This window comes from Nocardioides sp. Root151 (assembly GCF_001427925.1).
Lineage (GTDB): Bacteria > Actinomycetota > Actinomycetes > Propionibacteriales > Nocardioidaceae > Nocardioides.
In genome coordinates this window covers 306,988-325,797 of record NZ_LMGG01000001.1, presented here as the reverse complement: position 1 = coordinate 325,797, position 18,810 = coordinate 306,988, and the positions used below count along the sequence as shown (strand labels likewise).

Genomic DNA, 18,810 nt, shown 5'->3' with positions numbered 1-18,810 from the left:
CATTCCCATGGCCATCAGGACACCGCTCGCACTCCTCGCAGCGGCTCTCACCTTCGCCGGAACCGCAGCAGTTCCGGCAGCCACCTCCACGGCGTCGGCTCCCACGACTGAGCGCTCCGGCGGCTCCTCGGCGTACCTGCCCAACGACCTGGACAAGGAGCAGAATCAGCGGCTGGAACGGCAGCTCGCCGCCGCCAAGGCCCAGGCCCGGGCCGACAAGGCGGACGGCGTCGCCAAGGCGGACGGCGTCGCCAAGGCCCCGGCCGCCGTCACGACTGTCTACTACGACGCGACCGACGCTCCGTCGTTCGCCAGCGAGGTCTCGGGGACCGAACAGATCTGGAACTCGTCGGTCGGCAACGTTCAGCTCGTCGAGGACACGAGCCGCGCGACCCTCTACTTCGAGGAGGGCTCGTCGTCCAACGGGTCCTACTACCAGGGCGACGGCCACGGCAGCGGCCTGATCTTCATCGACTACGACCAGGCCGACGTCTACGCGCCGCTGCGCATCGTCGCCCATGAGACTGGCCACGCGCTCGGCCTGCCCGACCGCTACACCCAGCCGTGCTCGAAGCTGATGTCCGGTGGTGGCCCCGGCCCGTCGTGCACGAACGCCTACCCGGACTCGGTGGAGTCCGCGGAGGTCGACACGATCTGGCAGTACGGCGTCGCGCTGCGACCCGCGGCCTGAGGCTCGGCGCTGGCTCCTGACCGTGCGTTCTGCCCGGGTCCGGAGTCAGCGGGAGTCGCGGTTGCGCGGGTGGGACCGTGCCGTGCGCTCGTTGCCGTGCTTGTAGTTGCCGGTCAGCCGGGCCATCAGCTCCTGGGCGTCGCCATCCTCGACGTCCTCGAGGAACTCGGCGGCGCGACGGCCCCGGAGCACGCCGGCCGGCCTGCCGTGGTGGGTGATCACGACGGTGCCGTCCTTGCGGACGGTGTGGTCGAAGCCCTCCGGTGCGTTGCTCACCGGGCCAGTCAACCGTCGCCGTACGACGACCGCCACCGCTTTTGCGTGGGGGCCGGCGACTCAACCGCGACCCCGGGTGCGGCCGGCGACCAGGGCCTCGCCGTCACGCCCGGGGTGGGCGTGAGACCTCGCCCACGTGACCGTCACCAACGGACCGCTCGCGCGTTGCACCTGATGGCCGCACACCGCGGCCACGATGAGGAGTACGACGCGTGGGACTGCCGTTCGCCCGATTGCTGGCGCCCCGGCCCGAGGGGCTCGAGGGGCGCGACCCCGACTTCATCAGGCGCATGCTGCCGCGACTGTGGCTGGGCACCAGCCTCTACTTCCGTCCCGAGGTCAACGGCTTCGAGAACGTGCCCGACGAGCCGGTGCTGTTCGTCGGCAACCACAGTGGCGGAGCCAACATCCCCGACACCTGGGTGTTCACGCTGGCCTACCACACGTACTTCACCGTCGAGGGTCGCCCGCTGGCCGGCCTCGGGCACAAGATCATCGCGATGACGCCGGTGGTCGGTGACTTCGCCCGCAAGTTCGGCATGGTCACCGCGGGCAACGAGAAGGCAGACGAGCTCTTCGCCGCAGGCGCCTCGGTGATGGTCTATCCCGGGGGCGACGTCGAGGCCCTGCGGCCGTGGCGCGACCGCAACAAGATCGTCTTCGACGGGCGCAAGGGCTTCCTGCGACTGGCCCACCGCAACGACGTGAAGATCATGCCGGTGGTCGCGACCGGCGGCCAGGACACGTTCTTCGTGCTCAACGACGGCCGCGCCACCGCGAGATTCCTCAAGCTGGACAAGCTTCTGAGGCTCAAGACCCTGCCGCTGTCGATCAGCTTCCCGTGGGGGTTGCTGCCCGGCGACCTGCCGCACGTCCCGCTGCCGGCGAAGATCCGCATCCAGGTGCTCCCGCCGATCGACCTGCGCGAGCTCTTCGGCGACGACCCCGACTGGGACGAGGCCTACGACTACGTCACCAGCCTCATGCAGGTCGGCCTGTCGAACCTGGCCACCCGCACCGTGATCCCGGTGCTCGGCTGATGGCCACCAACGTGACCCGCACGGTCGTCGTACGACGCCCACCGGAGGAGGTCGCCGCCTTCGCCACGGACCCGGACCGGCTCTTCCCGATCATGGGCGGCATCGACCGCTTCGAGCGCCTCGGGGACGGCGAGTACGACGTGTTCCTCGACATCGGCACGATCCACGTCGGCGGTCGCGTGCTGCTCGAGAACCCCGACTCCCGCACCCTCGTGTGGCGTTCCGTGCGCGGCACCACCAGCGACTTCCGGCTCGAGGTGACCGACCACCCCGACGGGTCGTTGGTGACCTCCTCCCTGTCCCTGCGGCTCAGCGGGCTCCTGATGGCCCGGCTCTCCGAGATCCTCGGGCGCGGCATCATGGCCCGGCACCTGACGGCCGGCCTGGAGCAGCTGCGCCACCACCTGGAGTTCGACCGCTTGGCGTGACCTGGGCCACATCGCTGCGTTGAGCAGGCATGAAGCCTCGCCTGCAGGTGTCCGGAATCGTCCTCGCTGCCCTGGCCCTCGGTGCCTTGGCCCACGGTCCCTCACCGGCGGTGGCCGCCGGCTCCACGGCGGAGATTGCCCAGCCTGCACAGGCGAAACGCGTCTACCGGGAGTACGTCTCCCTCGGCGACTCGTGGTCGGCCGACGTGAAGCTCGCGGACCTCAACGGCACACCCGACACCCGCCACGTGCCGCTCGGGTGTGCACAGTCGCAGACCAACTACCCGAAGCTCCTGGCCAGGCAGCTGGGCGTCAGGGTGCACCGGGACGCCACCTGCGGGTCGGCCACCACCGACGACTTCTACCGGGCCCAGAAGCTGCCGACCGGCCAGACGAACCCGCCCCAGTTCGCGCGGCTGACCCGCACCACCGACCTGGTCACCGTCGGCATCGGCGGCAACGACGCGGGCATCGCCTCGGCGGCACTCGACTGCCTGAGCCTCCTCCCGCAGGCCCTGCCGCTTCCCGCTGGGACCGTGCCGCCGCTGCCGAGTCTCGGACTCCCGCTGGTGCCGGGCCAGCTGCCGCTCGGCGGCTGCAAGGAACGCTTCACGGCCGGGGGAGTCGACGTGCTCGCCAAGCAGATCAAGGCATCCGAGCCCAAGCTGGTGCGTGCCCTGCGCCAGATCCACCAGCGCTCACCGAGGGCGCGGATCCTGATGGTCGACTACCTCGCCGCCGTACCGACGCACACCTGCTACCCGCAGCTGCCGATGACCGAGTCGGACCGTGCCTACCTCTACAGGACCTTCCGCAGCCTCAACGCGATGGTGAAGCGGGCCGCGCGAAAGGGCGGTGCCGAGTTCGTCGACACCTACACCCCGTCGATCGGGCACGACGTCTGCGCCCCACCGGACAAGCGGTACGTCGAAGTGGTCGGACTGTCCGTCAACGGTCCGGGCGTGGGAGTGCCCGCCCACCCGAACTCCGCCGGCGCCGCGGCGCAGTTCCGCGCGGTGCTCGAGCAGGTCCGCAGCCGGTGAGCGGTGCCCGCTGACAGGCGATTCGGGTGGATGGCAAGCGCAACCAGCCAGGCGTTGAGTGCACGATTTCGGTCGCTTCCGGGCCTGGGCACGACATCAATCGTGCGCTCGCGGTCGGCTCAGGCAGCGCGCAGCGGTTCGCCGACGGAGTGCATGTGGCGCAGGGCGATCGTGTAGGACTCGACCAGCCCTGCCTCGGCGTACTCCACGCCGCGCTCGGCGCAGAAGTCCCGCACCATCGGCCGTGCCTGGCGCAGGTTGGCGCACGGCATGCTCGGGAACAGGTGGTGCTCGATCTGGTAGTTCAGTCCGCCGAGGGCGACGTCGACCACCGGGCCGCCGCGCACGTTGCGCGAGGTGAGCACCTGCTTGCGCAGGTAGTCGGGTTCGCGGTCGCCGGTCAGCGTCGGCATGCCCTTGTGGTTGGGCGCGAACGAGCAGCCGAGGTAGAGGCCGAAGACGGCCTGGTTGAGCAGGATGAACGCGACGGCGAGCCCGGGGGAGAGCACGGTGAAGACCAGGCTGAGGTAGATCACGAAGTGGGCCAGCAGGAGGCCACCTTCGAGGCGGCGCTCCTTGAGGCCCGGCTTCAGCACGGCGCGCACACTCGAGATGTGCAGGTTGAACGCCTCGAGGGTCAGCAGCGGGAAGAAGAGGAACGCCTCGTACTTCCCGATGAAGCGGGCCGCCCCGCTGGCGTTGCGGGCCTGGTCCTGCGACCAGACCAGCAGGTCGGGTGAGACGTCGGGGTCGAGCTCCTCGTGGTTCGGGTTCGCGTGGTGACGGGTGTGCTTGTCCATCCACCAGCCGTAGCTCATGCCCACGCCGAGGTTGCCGACCAGGCGACCCGCGATCTCGCTCGGTCGCCGGGTCCGGAAGACCTGGCGGTGCGCGATGTCGTGGGCCAGCAGGGCAAGTTGCGCGAACACGACAGCGAGTACGACGGCCGTGACCAGCTGCCACCAGGTGCTCCCGATGGCCACGAACGACGCCCAGCCCACGACGACCGCCGTGCCGAGCAGGGCGAAGCGTGCGGCGTAGTAGCCGGGGCGGCGGTCGAGGAGGCCGGCATCGTCGATGCGGCGCCGGAGCTCGGCGAAGTCGGATCCGCCGTGGTCGCGGCGGCTGGACGGCTCGGTCTGCAGGTCGATGGTCATGGTTCGAGTCAACGCCTCTTTCTGGTCTGACGCGAGGGCGCTCGGTCCCGTCCCCGTGTGGTGCCAGCACCACTGTCGATCATCGGGCTGCCACGATGGCGGCACACGACTTCCGAGGAGGCACCCGTGCAGGAGCTGGAAACCGACGTACTCGTGGTCGGCTGGGGCAAGGCGGGCAAGACGCTCGCCGGCGCCCTCGGCCGGGCCGGGCAGCGCGTGGTCATGGTGGAGCAGTCCGACGAGATGTACGGCGGCACGTGCATCAACATCGGCTGCGTGCCGACCAAGGCGCTGGTGCACCAGGCGGAGGGACGCCGCGAGGGCGACGACCCGCAGGCGTGGTTCACCGACGCGGTGGCCTTCCGCGACACCCTCATCGGCAAGCTGCGCGCCAAGAACTTCGAGATGCTCGACGTCGTCGACACCGTCACCGCGCTGACCGGACGCGCCACGTTCGTCGACGAGCACATCGTCGAGGTGACCGGTGGGGACGACGTGCTGCGGGTGCGCGCCGACACGATCATCGTCAACACCGGCTCGGTGCCCGTGCTGCCCGACCTGCCCGGGCTGGTCGACAACCCGGTGGTGCACACCAGCACGACCCTCCAGCACGTGGATCCGTTGCCGGCCGAGCTGGTCGTGGTCGGCGGTGGGCCGATCGGTCTCGAGTTCGCGGGCATGTTCGCCCGGTTCGGCTCACATGTCACTGTGCTCGACCGCGGCGCCCGCCTGCTGATGCGCGAGGACGAGGACGTCGCGGACGCCGTGCGTGGCTCCCTCGAGGAGGTCGGTGTGACGTTCGTGCAGGGCGCGACGGTCACCGCGATCGGCGGCGCCGTCGTCCGGCACGAGGTCGACGGCGAGGACCGGGAGATCACGGCCGATGCCGTGCTCGTCGCCGTCGGTCGACGCCCGGCCACCGACGGGCTCGGACTCGACGCGGCCGGCATCGAGGTGAGCGAGAAGGGTGCGATCGCGGTCGACGAGCACCTGCGCACCAGCCGACCGCACGTCTTCGCTGTCGGCGACGTCAACGGTGGACCGCAGTTCACCTATGTCTCCTACGACGACCATCGCATCGTGCTCGACAAGCTGACCGGGTCCGGCACCCGCACCACCGGCGACCGGGTCGCCGTGCCCACCACGACGTTCCTCACCCCGCCGTTGGGACGCGTCGGCGTCACGGAGGCCGAGGCCCGTGAGCAGGGGCGCGCCGTGCAGGTGGCCGTGAAGCCGGTGGCCGCGATCGCCGCCATGCCCCGGCCCAAGATCGTGGGGGAGACCCACGGCCTGATCAAGTTCGTCGTCGACGCGGACACCGACGAGGTGCTGGGCGCGGCGCTGTTCTGCATCGACGCGCAGGAGCTGGTCAACCTGGTCGCGCTGGCCATGCGCGCCGGGGTGACCGCCTCGCAGCTGCGCGACGGCATCTGGACCCACCCGTCGAGCACCGAGTCGTTCAACGAGGTGCTGGCCGGGCTCGCCTGAGCTGTCGCCAGTTCGAAACTGGCGACGGGTCAGCTCAAACTCACGACGGGTCAGTGGGAGCTGGCGACGGGTCGGTGAGTTGCTCGGCCTTCTCCTCGACGCCGAGGACGATCAGCACCTGCGCGACCACATAGGTGAGCATCACCCAGAAGTCGCTGTGCGGGATCTCGAGGTCGCTGAACGCGTCGAGGGCGATCATCGCGTCGGAGACCAGGAACGTCGTACCGCCGACCCAGACCAGGCCGTTGACGCCCGTGGCCAGGACCGCCATCGCGCCGAGGCATCCGCCGTAGATGAGGACCGGGATCAACAGGACACCGGCGCCGGCTGCGCACAGCGTGACCAGCACGACGACGAACACGACGTACGGCGCCAGCGCGATGCGTCCGACGTGCAGCACCGAGCGGTCGGCGTACGGCAGGAAGGCGTTGACGTAGGTGAGCTGGGCCAGCAGGAAGCAGCCGACCATCACCAGGAAGTCGGCGTCGCCGGAGAAGAACCCGGGCAGGGCGTCGCCCAGCCACGAGAAGACCAGTGCCAGAAGGGTGAGCCGGGCCAGTCGGCTGCGGCCCGAGCGGGTGTCGAGCCACAAGGCCCCGGCCAGCAACGGCATCAGCAGCCACTGGGTGCCGTCGGCAACCCGGCCCTGTGCCACCCACTGCGCCCACAGGTGGACGCCGGTCACGGCCGAGAGCAGTCCGAGCAGGGCGACGGACAGGAGGGGACGCGGCATCAGGCACGACTCCGATCACGGGTGAGGTATCCGATCAGGATGCCGATCGCGACGCCGATCACGGTCTCGACACCCCGGTCGAAGAGGAGGGTGCGGGTAGGGATGGGTGCGGCCAGGTGCACCATCAGCAGGGCCAGCGGGGTGATGACGACCAGCGCGAGTGCGTAGTTGCGACCGACCAGCAGCTCGGCGCCCACCTGCAGCACGACGACCACCAGGATCAGCGCCAGACCGCCCGGGTCGAGCCAGAGCAGGAACCCGGCGGTGAGCAGTCCGAGACCGGTGCCGACGACGCGCTGGACGCCACGCACCGTCTGGGGGAGCAGGTCACGGGCGGCCAACGGCACCACGGCGGAGACCATCGCCCAGTAGGGGTGCCCGATGCCGATCGCAGTGGCCACGCCGCCGGCGACCACCACGCCGATGACATTGCGGGCCACGTGGCGCCCGGCCGCCGAGCTGCGCCTGGGGTGCCACGCCGACACCTGTCCGCCGGGTCGGCGTACGGCACGCCAGAGGTGCCCCGTCGAACCGATCGCGACGGCGAAGAGGGCGGCGCTGCCCGCGACCAGGCACCCGGTCACGATGTCGCCGGGTTGCGCGGGGATCGACGCGACTGCCGCGAAGGCGAAGATCATGAACAGCGGCCCGGGCGGGTGCCACTCCTCCAGGTCGGAGACCCACGAGCCGACCCCGGCGACCAGACCGGCCACCGGTACGGCGAGCCAGGCCCGGTGCGGCGACATGCCGACCAGCACGCCGACCCCGACCGACACGGTGAGGGCGAGCGCGAGGGTCAGTTGCAGCTGGAGCCGGGCGCGCCCGGTGCGCTGGCGTCCGTAGAGGGAGGTGAAGGCGCCGAACGCTGCGTAGATGGACCAGTCGAGGTGGCCCATCGACCACAGCACGACCAAGGGCACGAACACCGAGACCCCGGCCCGCATGGCCACCCGGTGCGCGCCGCCGTGTGGCCCGAACCGGAGGGCGTCACGGGCGATGTCGCGGTGTCGGATCACGGCCCCCATCATCCATGGAGGGGCAGGGTGACCGAGCGCACGGTCCGATGCATCGTGCGGTGTCGCCGGGCCCTCCTAGGATCAACGGCATGGGAACTGAGTTCGACCGTGACATCGAGGTCACCGCCAACGGCACCGGGGAGCACACCGTCGAGCTGGGCGAGGGGTGGGTCGTCGGTGGTGGCGTCAACGGCGGCTACCTGCTCGCGGTCATCGGCAATGCCCTGCGCGAGGCCGCGCCCGGCAAGCCCGACCCGATCTCGGTGAGCGCCTATTACCTCTCCGCATCGACGCCCGGTCCGGCCACGGTGCGCTCCCGCGTGATCCGCGACGGTGGCAGCGTGGCCACTCTCGCCGCCGATCTAAGCCAGGACGGCGCTGACCGGATCACCGTGCTCGCGACGTACGGCGAGCTGTCCGGTCTGCCCGACGACGTGCGCACGTCGGCCGTCGAGCCCGAGCTTCCGCCGCTGGAGCAGTGCCTGCCGACCTCGGCGGCACCCGAGAAGCTCAAGAAGACCGCCCCGCTCCTGTCGCGCTTCGACCTCCGCCTCGATCCGGCGTACGCCGGCTGGGCGGTCGGGCAGCCCAGCGGCAACGGCGTCGTCCAGGGCTGGATCCGGCTCGCCGACGCGCGTGAACCCGACGCGCTGTCACTCCTGCTGATGGTCGACGCGCTGCCGCCGGCCACCTACGACCTGGGCCTGCCCGGCTGGGCGCCGACGCTCGAGCTCACCGCGCACGTGCGGGCGATCCCGGCGCCGGGCTGGCTCAAGGTGCGCCATGCGACGCGCAACGTCGCCGGTGGCATGTTCGAGGAGGACTGCGAGGTCTGGGACTCCGCCGGACGCCTCGTCGCGCAGTCCCGTCAGTTGGCCCGCGCCCCCCGCTGACCCTTGTCCTTTCCCTCGCGAACCGTGGGTTTTTGATGCGCGAGCGGTGGATTCTTGCGCCTCGAGCCGTGGATTCTTGCGGTCTCTCAGGACCGCTTGTCGAACCACTTCTTCCGCATAGAGAAGATCCAGCGGCGGTTCGGGTGCTCGGTGACCGACCACAGCTCCTGGCGTGAAGGCCAGTAGGACAGGTCCTCGCACCCGATCGGCGTGGCCCACTTGTGCTTGCGGAAGTCGCCGGGCCTGCCGACGTACACGTTGCCCGGGAAGACCGGCCCGTTGGACGCGGTCGCGTAGTAGTGGCCGCCGGTGACCGCGATGCCCTGCATCTGGACGACGCCACCGTCGTCGAGCATCAGCGGCCGCGAGTAGCCGTCGTCGCCCAGCACGAGGTGCATGCTCTCGGCGTCGATCGGATAGCGCGCGAGCCGCGTGGTCTGCTTGCCGCGGCCGTATTCGCCGACGACCAGCTCGGGCGGGTCGGCCGAACGGTCCAGCGACATGAACGAGTAGCGCAAGCGGTCGAGACCCTCGTCGGAGTAGGCCTTGTAGGAGAACCGGACCGGCAGCACGTAGCGGTAGCCGAACGACGCGACCTTGTCCTCGGCCGCGCCGAGCTTGAGCCGGTCGAGGACGCCGCGCTCGTCGGGTACGCGCAGGATGTCATCGACCCGGCAGGTCATGATTCCCTTCGAGGTGGCCGCGATGTGGAGGTACGGCCCCGCCCACACGATGCCGCCGGCGTGCACCTTGAGCGGTGCCAGCTTCATCTCGCCGTCCTCGCCGAGGGTCGGTACGACGAGCAGGACGTGGCGGTACTTCAGCGTCTCGAGGTCGACGATGCTGATGCGCGACCCCTTGTTCACGCCCTCGGTCTCCTTGGCGTACCAGGTCGTGACCAGCAGTCGTCGGCCGTCGAAGTCCTCGGTGTCGGATGCGTCCGCCGAGGTGGTGATGCCCTGCGGCCACCACCGCGCGCTGCGGCAGTCGGAGCGGTCCCACCGGTAGGCGCGGTGCACGGCCCGACCGAACGCGAAGAAGCTGCGTCGGGCCTGGCGGTTCAGGTCCTTGAGGACCCCCTCCAACCCGACCCTGCCACCGAGCCGGTCGGCCAGCGCGTCGATCTCGTCGATGTTCTCGTCGGTGCGGTGCAGGTGGACGCCCTGCACGAACTCGAAGGCCATGGCCCCACCGTAGCGATCGCGGCCACGACCCTCCTCGGGACGTGGCAGGCTGACGCACCATGAAGCCCGTCGTCGGTGCCGCCATCGTCCGTCACGGGTGCGTGCTCGCTGCCCGGCGTACGTCGCCGCCCGACGCCGCCGGCCGCTGGGAGTTCCCCGGCGGCAAGGTCGAGCCCGGCGAGTCGCCGGCCGACGCGCTGGTGCGCGAGATCGCCGAGGAGCTCGGCTGCGTCGTGCGGGTCAGGAGCTGGCTCGACGGCGTGGTGCCGATCGGCTCGACGCACGAGCTGCGCGTGGCAGTGGTCGACCTCGTCGACGGCGAGCCGGAGCCGACCGAGCACGACGCCCTGCGCTGGCTGACGCCCGAGGAGCTCGACGACGTCGACTGGCTTCAGCCCGACCGCCCGTTCCTGGGTCAGCTTGCTGGGATACTGGACGCGTGAGAGGCATCTTCTTCGAGGAGGACGACGCGCGGGCCGTCGTCGCCCAGCTGCAGCGCGAGGGGTGGGAGGCCTCCGTCGTGCGCGAGCGTCTGGCCGGTGAGGACGACGACGAGGACCACCCGTGGGCGGTGCTCACGGATGCGCCGCCGTTCCAGTTCGAGATGCTGATCGACCAGTACGACGGGTGGATGGACACCGACGACGTGCCGGCCGGCCCGTCCGTCGTCGTACCCCCGCTCGACCTGCCGACCGCGCCGAAGCGCATCAAGCGACCGACGGCTGAATAAAAGCTGGAGCCCGCTCACTAGGCTGGTCCCATGAATGACCAGCGACTGCTCCTCGTGCACGCCCACCCCGACGACGAGTCGATCGGCCAGGGCGCGACCATGGCCAGGTACGTCGCCGAGGGCAGGGGCGTCACGCTCGTCACCTGTACGGCGGGCGAGATGGGCGAGATCCTCGTGAAGGAGCTCGAGCACCTCGCTGCCGACAAGGACGACCAGCTCGGTGAACACCGGCGCGGCGAGCTCGAGGACGCGATGAAGGAGCTCGGTGTCTCCGACCACCGCTTCCTCGGCGGCTTCGGCACCTACCGCGACTCCGGCATGAAGTGGCACGAGGACGGCCACGCCGTCGCGGCCGACGACGTGCACGAGAACGCCTTCTGGCACGCCGACCTCACCGAGGCGGCCGACCACCTGGTGAAGGTGATCCGCGAGGTCCGGCCGCAGGTGCTGGTCACCTACGACCAGTTCGGCGGCTACGGGCACCCCGACCACATCCAGGCCCACCGAGTGGCGATGTACGCCGCACAGCTGGCCGCCGTGACGTCGTACAAGCTCGACCTCGGTGAGCCCTGGGAGATCGCGAAGATCTACTGGGGCGCGATGAGCGAGAACAAGATGCGCGAGAGCCTGCGGGCGATCCGTGAGTCGGGTGACACCGAGTCGTTCGAGGGCATGGAGCCCGACGGCGACCTCGGGCCGTTCGTGACGCCCGACGAGCTGATCGCGGCGCGCGTCGACGGCAGCGGCTTCATCGACCGCAAGATGGCCGCGCTCAAGGCGCACACCACCCAGATCGAGCAGGACGGGTTCTTCTTCTCGGGCGCCGAGAGCGGGCACGCGTTCTGGGCCGACGAATACTTCCGGCTTGCCAAGGGCACGCCCGGCCCGGTCGGCGACGACGGCCTCGAGGCCGACCTGTTCGCGGGTCTGTGACGCGCTTCATGGCGTGGCCGCCCCGCGGCATCCTGCTCGTTGCCGTCGTGATCGTCGCCGCGCTGATCGGCGGCGGCACGGCCATCGCGTCAGTGCTGGTTCACGAGAAGTCGTGGGCCTGGTTGGCGCTGGCGCTGGCTGCCCCGTTGAGCGCGACCTGGGCGCTGTCGGCAGGCTGGTTGCGCAGCGGATTCGGTCTCGGCTGGCTGGCCATGGTGTTCCTGCTCCTGCAGACCCGACCCGAGGGTGACTACGTCGTGCTCTCCAGCGCGCGCGGCTACGGGCTGCTGGTCGGTGGCCTGGCGATGCTGGTCTTCGTGATCGTGACGCTGCCCGTGAGGCGGCGCACCGACGAATCTGGATAGGCCACCCGCGCCGTTAGGATGGCGCGGGTGAACACCAAGCCCTCGCGTGAGAGCAATGGAGGCCGGGTCGTCATCCTGACGATCCTCGGCCTCCTCGTCCTGTTCGGTGGCGGGTACGTCGCGGCGTACGCCGGAGCCGGGGCCAAGGTGCCCCGTGGTGCGTCCGTCGCCGGCATAGACATCGGCGGCAAGTCGCACGGCGACGCGGTGTCGACCCTCGAGGAGGGCATGGCCGACCGCGCGGAGATCGACGTCACGGTCGACGGCAAGAAGACCAGCGTCCCGGTGGCCGACACCGGCATCGAGGTCGACGCCGAGGCGTCCGTGACGGAGGCCGGCGGCGGTCGCAGCTGGTCGCCGACCCGGCTGTGGCACTACTACACCGGCGGCGAGGACATCGACCCCGTCGTGAACACCGACGAGGCCGCGCTCACCGCCACCGTCGACAAGCTGACCAAGGAGTTCGGTACGCCGACCAAGGACGGCGCCGTCACCTTCAAGGGCGGCCGGGTGCACAGGGTCGCGTCGGCCAAGGGCACCGCGATCGATCCCGACCAGGCCCGTGAAGAGCTCACGAACGCGCTGCTGACCGGTGACGCGGCCGAGCTCGACCTGGTCGAGGCCGACCCCGACATCAATGACGACGACGTGCAGAACGCCCTCAACGACTTCGGCAACGCGGCCGTGTCCGGTCCGGTCACCCTGGTCTTCGACAAGGCCAAGGTGCGGCTCAGCCCGGCCCAGTTCGCGCCGGTGCTGAGCATGAAGGCCGAGAACGGCAGGCTGGTCCCCGACCTCGACGAGAAGCGGCTGACCAAGCTGGTGCGCTCGCAGTTCTCCGATCCCAAGGGTGCCCCCGTCGACGCGACGGTCAAGCTGGTCAACGGCAAGCCCAAGGTGATCCCGGCCAAGCCGGGCGTCGACTACGAGCCCTCCGACATCAGCTCCGCGTTCCTCGACCTGGTCGCGAAGGAGTCCGGCCGCGAGGTCAAGGTGAAGGCCACGGTCAAGCAGCCCGACTTCACCACCGCCGACGCGAAGAAGCTCGGCATCAAGACGCAGATCTCGACGTTCACCACCCACTTCCCGTACGCCGAGTACCGCAACGTCAACCTCGGCCGCGCCGCCGAGCTGATCAGCGGCACGATCCTCAAGCCCGGCGAGACGTTCTCCCTGAACGACACCGTGGGGGAGCGCACGGCCGAGAACGGCTTCACCAAGGGCTTCATCATCAGCAACGGCATCTTCAAGGAAGACTTCGGCGGCGGCGTCTCGCAGATGGCGACCACCCTGTTCAACGCGATGTTCTTCGCCGGCCTCGAGGACGTCGAGCACAAGCCGCACTCGTTCTACATCGACCGCTACCCGGTCGGTCGCGAGGCCACCGTGGTGTGGGGCTCGCTCGACCTGAAGTTCAAGAACGACACCGACCACGGCGTGCTGATCAACGCGCACCTGGCCCCGAGCTCGCCGTCCGGCCAGGGATCCCTGACCGTGTCGATGTACTCCACCAAGGTCTGGGACATCACCACCAAGACCGGTGAGCGCTACAACTTCACCTCGCCGCAGACGCGCACGATGACCACCGCCGACTGCTACCCGAACAGCGGGTACGGCGGTTTCGACATCAACGTGTGGCGCTACTTCGCGAAGGCCGGCTCCGGCAACGTCGAGCGCACGGAGAAGTTCCACACGACGTACACGCCGTCCGACTCCGTGGTCTGCAAGGAGCCGGAGGCACCCAAGAAACCGGACGAGAAGCCCAGCGACGACAACTGACCCGCGAGTAACGCGCGTCGCCCGGCGTCGTTTCACCGGGTATGCGCCGACTCTCGCTGCTCCTCGCCTCGCTCCTCGGGTTCGCCCTCCTGGGGCTGCTGCCCGTCTCGCCGGCCTCGGCCGCCGGTGACGGCTTCCCGCTGCCGCTGCCGACCTCTCCGGCGGGTGACCCACCCGGCGCCAACGACTGGAACTGCAAGCCCACCGCCAAGCGGCCGACGCCGGTGATCCTCGTGCACGGCACGTTCGGTGACCGCAAGAACCTCCTCGAGAACCTGTCGAAGGCCATCAAGGCGGCCGGCTTCTGCGTCTTCTCCCTCGACTACGGCAACCGCGGCACCGGCGACGTCGCGACCTCCGCGAAGGCCCTGAAGGCGTACGTCGCCAAGGTGCGCAACGCGACCGGTGCCGCCAAGGTGTCGTTGGTCGGGCACAGCCAGGGCGGCATGATGCCGCGCTACTACCTCAAGTTCCTCGGTGGCGCCGCGGTCGTCGACGACCTGGTCGGCATCGCGCCGTCCAACCACGGCACCGACCAGATCGGTCGGCTGGCGCCACTGATGGGAGTGGTCGGCCCGCTCCTCGACGTGGTCTGTCGGGCGTGCAGTCAGCAGGCCACCGACTCGCCGTTCCTGCAGCGGCTCAACGCCGGCGACGAGACCCCCGGCACGGTCAGCTACACCCAGATCACCACGCGGTACGACGAGGTCGTCGTGCCGCACACGTCGGGCTACCTGAGGGCCGGCCCGCGCACCACGAACCTGACCGTCCAGAACGCCTGCCCTCTCGAGCTCTCCGAGCACGTGCTGATCCCGACCAGCAAGCCCGCGGTCAGTTGGACCCTCGACGCACTGACGCATGCCGGCCCGGCCCGCGCCACGTTCAAGCCTGCCTGCTGACGGATGCCGTGCGCGCGGGAACCGGATCCGGCCGCATCCCGTCGTACTCGCCATGACGAAGCGCATGAAGGTTCTCGGGCCGGCCCTGCTGGTCACCGTGTTGTCGATGTCCGCGTGCAACGACGACTCCGACGCGGCGGACGCCACGCCCGCTGACCCGGCCGCGACGACGGTGCACGTGCACTTCACCGACTCGTCGGTGCCGCCGGAGTACCACCGCAGCTGGGACCTCACGCTCGACCAGGACACGGTGCACCTCGTCGTCGACTCGTACGGCGACGTGCTGGCCGACGAGACCGTCGAGATATCGGCCGGGCGGTGGAAGGACTTCGTGGCCGATCTCGACGACGCGGTCGACGAGCTCGGTGAGCCGGAGGACGTCGAGGAGGGGTGCACCGGCGGCACCGCGATGTCACTCGAGGTGCAGGACGCGGGTTCGGCCAGCACGTCGATGGACCTCGACAACTGCGCCAGCGACACCAACCGGGCGATCAGCGACGAGATCGAGGAGCTCGTCGAGCCGTTCACCAGCATGGTCGGCCTGGCGGGCCACCTCGACACCTGAGCGCCGTACCGAAGAACGGGCACAACGGCCCGATTCGGCCCGGAAGTGGGGGATGGAGCGCCCTGTGCCCGTTCGGCGGTACGCCCGGGGTGCCCTGTGGATGACCGGATGCGCCGGCGGTCGGCATCGCACAGGCTGGAAGGGTGATTCCGGAGACGATCAAGGCCCAGGACGTCATGCAGGAGCTCGGGTTCGTGGCCACCCGGGCTCAGCTGCTCGAGCACCTGACCAGGCGGGAGATCACCGGGGCCCTCCGGCAGGGCCACATCGTCCGCCTCGGGCGCGGACGCTTCGGCCTGCGGTCTGCTCACCAAGCGGCTCAGGCAGCGATGCGGCTGTCCGGCACGGCCTCACACCTCAGCGCGGCCCAACTCCATGGCTGGCCGATTGCCCGCGCCCCGGCACGGCCCTGGGTGACGGTGCCCCGGAGCCGCAACGTGCCCGCGTCGGTGCGGGAGGAGATGCACGTTGTGTTCGCCCCCGCCGTGGGGAGGGTGACCGACCCGCTGCGCACCGTGCTCGACTGCGCCAGGAAGCTGCCCTTCGACGAGGCGCTCAGCGTGGCCGACTCCGCCCTGCGTGCCCGCGACGTCGACAAGGCCGTCCTGGTCGAGGCCGCCGCGCAGGCCCGTGGCCCGGGGTCCGTGCAGATTCGTCGAGTGGCTGAAAGCGCCTCGGGGCTCTCGGCCAACTCCTTCGAGTCGTGCCTGAGGGCGATCGCCCTCGACGTGGGGCTCGACGTCATTGCGCAGCATCCGATCCAGTTGCCCGGTCGGCTGGTGCATCCGGACCTGGTCGACGTGGGCCGGCGGCTGGTGCTCGAAGCTGACAGCTACCGGCACCACAGGCTCGACATCAGGGTGTTCCAGCAGGACCTCTGGCGCTACACGTCCCTGACAGTCGCTGACTGGACGGTGCTGCGGTTCGGCCACGCCCATGTGATGTCCGAGCGCGACTGGGTCCGTGCGTGCCTTCGCACGTACCTCTGAACGGGCACAACGGCCCGATTCGGCCCGGAAAGAGGCGAAAGGGCGGCCTTGTGCCCGTTCGGCGGTACGGCTGCCCCGGGTGACCGAGCGGGCGCGTCCGTTCAGTCCGGGGAGAGGTAGCGCAGCGTGTGGTGTGTGGCGAACCCGAGCGAGCCGTAGAGCGCGAGTGCCGGCTGGTTGTCGGTCTCGACGTGCAGCCAGACGGTCGAGGCGCCCTTCTCGCCGCCCCACTCGACGAGCTCGGCGAGCATGCGGCGGGCCAGTCCCCGGCGCCGGAAGGCCGGTTCGACGCCGAAGGCGTGGATGCCGAGCCACTCGCCGGACAGCGCGACCTTGGCGGAGGCCACCACCTGGTCACCGATCCGGAGGGACAGGTCGAGTCGTGGTCCGTCGTGGGCCAGCCCGACCGACATCGGCGGCAGTGCATCCCCGGCGAGGAGCGTCGAGAAGTCAGGGACGCCGCGCAGCGCTCGCGAGAGCTGCGCGAGCGAGGCGAGCTGGAAGTGCGAGTCCCCGCCGGCCACGACCTGCCAGCCCTGCCGCGTGAAGTGCTCGTCGGCCTCGGACCCCGTCTCGACCTGCACCAACGGGTCGCGCGAACGCGCGGCGTAGAAGGCACGTACGGCGGACTCTGCCTCGGCGTACGGCGTACCGGGGTCTCCGATCGCCAGGCAGGAGTTGGCCCGCTTCAGCAGGCGGCCCACGGGAGCAGGGTCGCAGCGGAGCTCCCACTCGCCGAGTGCCGCGCGCTCGACGTGCGCCCAGAGCGCCGTGGCGTGGCTCTCCGCCTCACGGGCCGAGACCCGGTGGCGCACCGACGGGCGCGGCGGAACCGGCTTGCCGGAGACGATGTCGGCGATCTGGATCACCACCGCCGGACCCGTGGCCGGCTCCACGACACAGACCCCGTCGGCCCACGCCGTACACACGCCGAGGACGTCGGTCATGGCCGGACCACCGGACGGTCCGGTCTCTCCACGGAGCACGCGCCGGACCACCACGCGCCGGCCGACCACGTGCGGTCCGAGCCGATGCATGCCCACGTCGTGGGAGTCGCCGACGGATTCCATGCGGGGGATACTAGGCTGTCTGCAGAAACCCGCATTCGTTAGTCCTCAGGAGGAACTGGTGACCTACGTCATCGCCCAGCCGTGCGTCGACCTCAAGGACCGCGCGTGTGTCGACGAGTGCCCTGTCGACTGCATCTACGAAGGCAAGCGCATGCTCTACATCCACCCCGACGAGTGTGTCGACTGTGGTGCGTGTGAGCCGGTCTGCCCGGTCGAGGCGATCTTCTACGAAGACGACACCCCGGAGCAGTGGAAGGACTACTACACCGCGAACGTCGGCTTCTTCGAAGACCTCGGCTCGCCCGGTGGCGCGGCCAAGATGGGCGAGATCGACAAGGACCACCCGATCATCGCCGCCCTCGAGCCGCAGAACCAGGAGTGAGCTCGGTGGTCAGAGAGGGCCAGCGCCCTCTCGGAACCACCGTCTCCGGGCGGCTTCCCGACTTTCCCTGGGACAAGCTGACGTCGTACGCCGCTCGCGCGCGTGAGCACGCCGACGGCATCGTCGACCTCTCGGTCGGTACGCCGGTCGACCCGACGCCGAAGGTGGCCCAGGACGCGTTGGTCGCGGCCGCCGACAGCCCGGGCTACCCGGTCACGATCGGCAAGGTCGAGACCCGCCAGGCGATCATCGACTGGATGGTGCGCGCGCTCGGCGTCACCGGCGTGGGCCTCGACGGCGTGCTCCCGGTGATCGGCTCCAAGGAGCTGATCGCCAGCCTGGCCTTGCACCTGGGCGTCGGCGCGGGTGACCTGGTGGTCTTCCCGCGGCTGGCCTACCCGACGTACGAAGTCGGCGCGGCGCTCGTCGGTGCCCGATCGCTGGCCGCCGACTCGCTCACCGCGATCGGTCCCGAGACGCCGAAGATCCTCTGGATCAACTCGCCGTCCAACCCGACCGGCAAGGTGCTGCCCGCCGACCACCTCAAGAAGGTGGTCGAGTGGTGCCGCGAGCGCGGCACGATCCTGGTCTCCGACGAGTGCTACATCGAGATGGCGTGGGACGCCGACAAGCAGCCGATCTCCGTGCTGCACCCCGACGTCTGCGGTGGCAGCCACGAGGGCATCCTCGCGGTGCACTCGCTGTCGAAGCGCTCGAACCTGGCCGGCTACCGGTGTGCGTTCATCGCCGGCGACACCGCCCTGATCGGTGAGCTGCTCGCGGTGCGCAAGAACCTCGGCCTGCAGATGCCCAACCCGCAACAGCTCGCGATGATCGCCGCGCTCGGCGACGACGTCCACGTGGCCGACCAGCACGCGCGGTACGCCGCGCGCCGGGCCAAGCTGCGTGAGGCGCTCGAGCGGGCCGGCTTCCGCATCGACGACTCCGAGGCCTCGCTCTACCTCTGGGCCACCCGCGACGAGGACTGCTGGGACACCGTGGCCGCCCTCGCCGAGCTCGGCATCCTGGTCGCTCCCGGTGCGTTCTACGGCGCGGCCGGGCACCAGCACGTGCGGGTTGCCTTCACCGCCACCGACGAACGTGTCGACACCGCCGTACGCCGCCTGACCTGATCCACGGTTCGCGCGT

General features: G+C 70.0%; 22 protein-coding genes. 16 read left to right on the top strand and 6 right to left on the bottom strand.

Annotated features, from left to right (window positions below):
* Nucleotides 1-7: 7 nt before the first annotated feature.
* A complete protein-coding gene (locus ASD66_RS01575) occupies nt 8-691 on the top strand; it encodes a snapalysin family zinc-dependent metalloprotease (protein ID WP_056889841.1) in 684 nt (227 codons plus the stop codon).
* A 45-nt stretch (nt 692-736) separates the two neighbouring features.
* Here the strand turns inward: ASD66_RS01575 and ASD66_RS01570 are convergent, their stop codons facing one another.
* Nucleotides 737-967 (bottom strand): hypothetical protein, encoded by a 231-nt coding sequence (locus tag ASD66_RS01570; protein WP_056889840.1) that lies wholly within the window; start codon nt 965-967, stop codon nt 737-739.
* Between the two features lie 212 nt (nt 968-1,179).
* Between ASD66_RS01570 and ASD66_RS01565 the strand changes: the two genes are divergently transcribed.
* The 3 genes from ASD66_RS01565 to ASD66_RS01555 are packed head-to-tail and all read left to right on the top strand — an operon-like array spanning nt 1,180 to nt 3,478.
* Nucleotides 1,180-2,007: a 1-acyl-sn-glycerol-3-phosphate acyltransferase gene (locus ASD66_RS01565; protein WP_056889839.1), complete on the top strand. Its 828-nt coding sequence runs from the start codon at nt 1,180-1,182 to the stop codon at nt 2,005-2,007.
* Complete coding sequence (locus tag ASD66_RS01560) at nt 2,007-2,435, top strand: SRPBCC family protein (RefSeq protein ID WP_056889838.1); 429 nt, start codon at nt 2,007-2,009, stop codon at nt 2,433-2,435. Before ASD66_RS01565 ends, ASD66_RS01560 begins: the two co-directional genes overlap by 1 nt.
* 29 nt (nt 2,436-2,464) lie before the next feature.
* The gene (locus tag ASD66_RS01555) at nt 2,465-3,478 is read left to right on the top strand and encodes an SGNH/GDSL hydrolase family protein (RefSeq protein ID WP_056889837.1); all 1,014 of its coding nucleotides are present in this window, start codon (nt 2,465-2,467) and stop codon (nt 3,476-3,478) included.
* A 119-nt stretch (nt 3,479-3,597) separates the two neighbouring features.
* Here ASD66_RS01555 and ASD66_RS01550 read toward each other — a convergent pair whose 3' ends face one another.
* The gene (locus ASD66_RS01550) at nt 3,598-4,635 is read right to left on the bottom strand and encodes a fatty acid desaturase family protein (protein ID WP_056889836.1); all 1,038 of its coding nucleotides are present in this window, start codon (nt 4,633-4,635) and stop codon (nt 3,598-3,600) included.
* Nucleotides 4,636-4,761: 126 nt separating this feature from the next.
* On the opposite strand from ASD66_RS01550, the gene ASD66_RS01545 reads away from it, so the two are divergent.
* Nucleotides 4,762-6,123 (top strand): FAD-dependent oxidoreductase, encoded by a 1,362-nt coding sequence (locus tag ASD66_RS01545; protein WP_235529926.1) that lies wholly within the window; start codon nt 4,762-4,764, stop codon nt 6,121-6,123.
* A gap of 40 nt (nt 6,124-6,163) precedes the next feature.
* Here the strand turns inward: ASD66_RS01545 and ASD66_RS01540 are convergent, their stop codons facing one another.
* Together ASD66_RS01540 and ASD66_RS01535 are read right to left on the bottom strand one after the other, a co-directional pair.
* On the bottom strand, nt 6,164-6,856 hold the full coding sequence (locus tag ASD66_RS01540) for a lysoplasmalogenase (protein WP_156388495.1): 693 nt from the start codon (nt 6,854-6,856) through the stop codon (nt 6,164-6,166).
* Complete coding sequence (locus ASD66_RS01535; RefSeq protein ID WP_235529925.1) at nt 6,856-7,872, bottom strand: FUSC family protein; 1,017 nt, start codon at nt 7,870-7,872, stop codon at nt 6,856-6,858. Before ASD66_RS01535 ends, ASD66_RS01540 begins: the two co-directional genes overlap by 1 nt.
* Before the next feature lie 89 nt (nt 7,873-7,961).
* Here ASD66_RS01535 and ASD66_RS01530 point away from each other — a divergent pair, with 89 nt between their 5' ends.
* Entirely contained in the window at nt 7,962-8,765 is an 804-nt protein-coding gene (locus ASD66_RS01530) for a thioesterase family protein (RefSeq protein WP_082599278.1), read from the top strand.
* A gap of 86 nt (nt 8,766-8,851) precedes the next feature.
* Here ASD66_RS01530 and ASD66_RS01525 read toward each other — a convergent pair whose 3' ends face one another.
* Complete coding sequence (locus ASD66_RS01525; protein WP_056681365.1) at nt 8,852-9,949, bottom strand: hypothetical protein; 1,098 nt, start codon at nt 9,947-9,949, stop codon at nt 8,852-8,854.
* Nucleotides 9,950-10,008: 59 nt separating this feature from the next.
* Between ASD66_RS01525 and ASD66_RS01520 the strand changes: the two genes are divergently transcribed.
* The 8 genes from ASD66_RS01520 (at nt 10,009) to ASD66_RS01485 (ending at nt 16,209) form a co-directional block, all read left to right on the top strand.
* Nucleotides 10,009-10,392, top strand: coding sequence for a (deoxy)nucleoside triphosphate pyrophosphohydrolase (locus ASD66_RS01520; RefSeq protein WP_056681364.1), 384 nt, complete (start codon nt 10,009-10,011; stop codon nt 10,390-10,392).
* A complete protein-coding gene (locus ASD66_RS01515; protein ID WP_056681363.1) occupies nt 10,389-10,679 on the top strand; it encodes a hypothetical protein in 291 nt (96 codons plus the stop codon). The genes ASD66_RS01520 and ASD66_RS01515 overlap by 4 nt, the downstream gene beginning before the upstream one ends.
* Before the next feature lie 30 nt (nt 10,680-10,709).
* Nucleotides 10,710-11,612 carry an N-acetyl-1-D-myo-inositol-2-amino-2-deoxy-alpha-D-glucopyranoside deacetylase gene (gene mshB, locus ASD66_RS01510; protein ID WP_056889834.1) on the top strand — a complete coding sequence of 301 codons (903 nt, stop codon included), beginning with the start codon at nt 10,710-10,712 and terminating at the stop codon, nt 11,610-11,612.
* Between the two features lie 8 nt (nt 11,613-11,620).
* Complete coding sequence (locus tag ASD66_RS01505) at nt 11,621-11,977, top strand: hypothetical protein (protein WP_156388494.1); 357 nt, start codon at nt 11,621-11,623, stop codon at nt 11,975-11,977.
* Between the two features lie 27 nt (nt 11,978-12,004).
* Entirely contained in the window at nt 12,005-13,756 is a 1,752-nt protein-coding gene (locus tag ASD66_RS01500; protein WP_162250949.1) for a VanW family protein, read from the top strand.
* Nucleotides 13,757-13,797: 41 nt separating this feature from the next.
* Nucleotides 13,798-14,655 (top strand): lipase family alpha/beta hydrolase, encoded by an 858-nt coding sequence (locus ASD66_RS01495; RefSeq protein ID WP_056681359.1) that lies wholly within the window; start codon nt 13,798-13,800, stop codon nt 14,653-14,655.
* 52 nt (nt 14,656-14,707) lie between these two features.
* On the top strand, nt 14,708-15,220 hold the full coding sequence (locus ASD66_RS01490) for a hypothetical protein (protein WP_156388493.1): 513 nt from the start codon (nt 14,708-14,710) through the stop codon (nt 15,218-15,220).
* A gap of 143 nt (nt 15,221-15,363) precedes the next feature.
* Entirely contained in the window at nt 15,364-16,209 is an 846-nt protein-coding gene (locus ASD66_RS01485; protein WP_056681357.1) for a hypothetical protein, read from the top strand.
* 101 nt (nt 16,210-16,310) lie between these two features.
* Here ASD66_RS01485 and ASD66_RS01480 read toward each other — a convergent pair whose 3' ends face one another.
* On the bottom strand, nt 16,311-17,279 hold the full coding sequence (locus ASD66_RS01480; RefSeq protein WP_056889832.1) for a GNAT family N-acetyltransferase: 969 nt from the start codon (nt 17,277-17,279) through the stop codon (nt 16,311-16,313).
* Between the two features lie 58 nt (nt 17,280-17,337).
* Between ASD66_RS01480 and fdxA the strand changes: the two genes are divergently transcribed.
* Nucleotides 17,338-17,661 carry a ferredoxin gene (gene fdxA, locus ASD66_RS01475; RefSeq protein ID WP_056681355.1) on the top strand — a complete coding sequence of 108 codons (324 nt, stop codon included), beginning with the start codon at nt 17,338-17,340 and terminating at the stop codon, nt 17,659-17,661.
* A 5-nt stretch (nt 17,662-17,666) separates the two neighbouring features.
* Nucleotides 17,667-18,794, top strand: coding sequence for a succinyldiaminopimelate transaminase (gene dapC / locus ASD66_RS01470; RefSeq protein ID WP_056684803.1), 1,128 nt, complete (start codon nt 17,667-17,669; stop codon nt 18,792-18,794).
* The last annotated feature ends 16 nt before the right edge of the window (nt 18,795-18,810 follow it).

Coding starts and splice junctions, on each gene's coding strand:
- ASD66_RS01575 (WP_056889841.1), top strand. CDS start 8: ATGGCCATCAGGACACCGCTCGCACTCCTCGCAGCGGCTCTCACCTTC.
- ASD66_RS01560 (WP_056889838.1), top strand. CDS start 2,007: ATGGCCACCAACGTGACCCGCACGGTCGTCGTACGACGCCCACCGGAG.
- ASD66_RS01555 (WP_056889837.1), top strand. CDS start 2,465: ATGAAGCCTCGCCTGCAGGTGTCCGGAATCGTCCTCGCTGCCCTGGCC.
- ASD66_RS01550 (WP_056889836.1), bottom strand. CDS start 4,635: ATGACCATCGACCTGCAGACCGAGCCGTCCAGCCGCCGCGACCACGGC.
- ASD66_RS01540 (WP_156388495.1), bottom strand. CDS start 6,856: ATGCCGCGTCCCCTCCTGTCCGTCGCCCTGCTCGGACTGCTCTCGGCC.
- ASD66_RS01530 (WP_082599278.1), top strand. CDS start 7,962: ATGGGAACTGAGTTCGACCGTGACATCGAGGTCACCGCCAACGGCACC.
- ASD66_RS01525 (WP_056681365.1), bottom strand. CDS start 9,949: ATGGCCTTCGAGTTCGTGCAGGGCGTCCACCTGCACCGCACCGACGAG.
- ASD66_RS01520 (WP_056681364.1), top strand. CDS start 10,009: ATGAAGCCCGTCGTCGGTGCCGCCATCGTCCGTCACGGGTGCGTGCTC.
- mshB (WP_056889834.1), top strand. CDS start 10,710: ATGAATGACCAGCGACTGCTCCTCGTGCACGCCCACCCCGACGACGAG.
- ASD66_RS01505 (WP_156388494.1), top strand. CDS start 11,621: ATGGCGTGGCCGCCCCGCGGCATCCTGCTCGTTGCCGTCGTGATCGTC.
- ASD66_RS01495 (WP_056681359.1), top strand. CDS start 13,798: ATGCGCCGACTCTCGCTGCTCCTCGCCTCGCTCCTCGGGTTCGCCCTC.
- ASD66_RS01490 (WP_156388493.1), top strand. CDS start 14,708: ATGACGAAGCGCATGAAGGTTCTCGGGCCGGCCCTGCTGGTCACCGTG.
- ASD66_RS01480 (WP_056889832.1), bottom strand. CDS start 17,279: ATGGAATCCGTCGGCGACTCCCACGACGTGGGCATGCATCGGCTCGGA.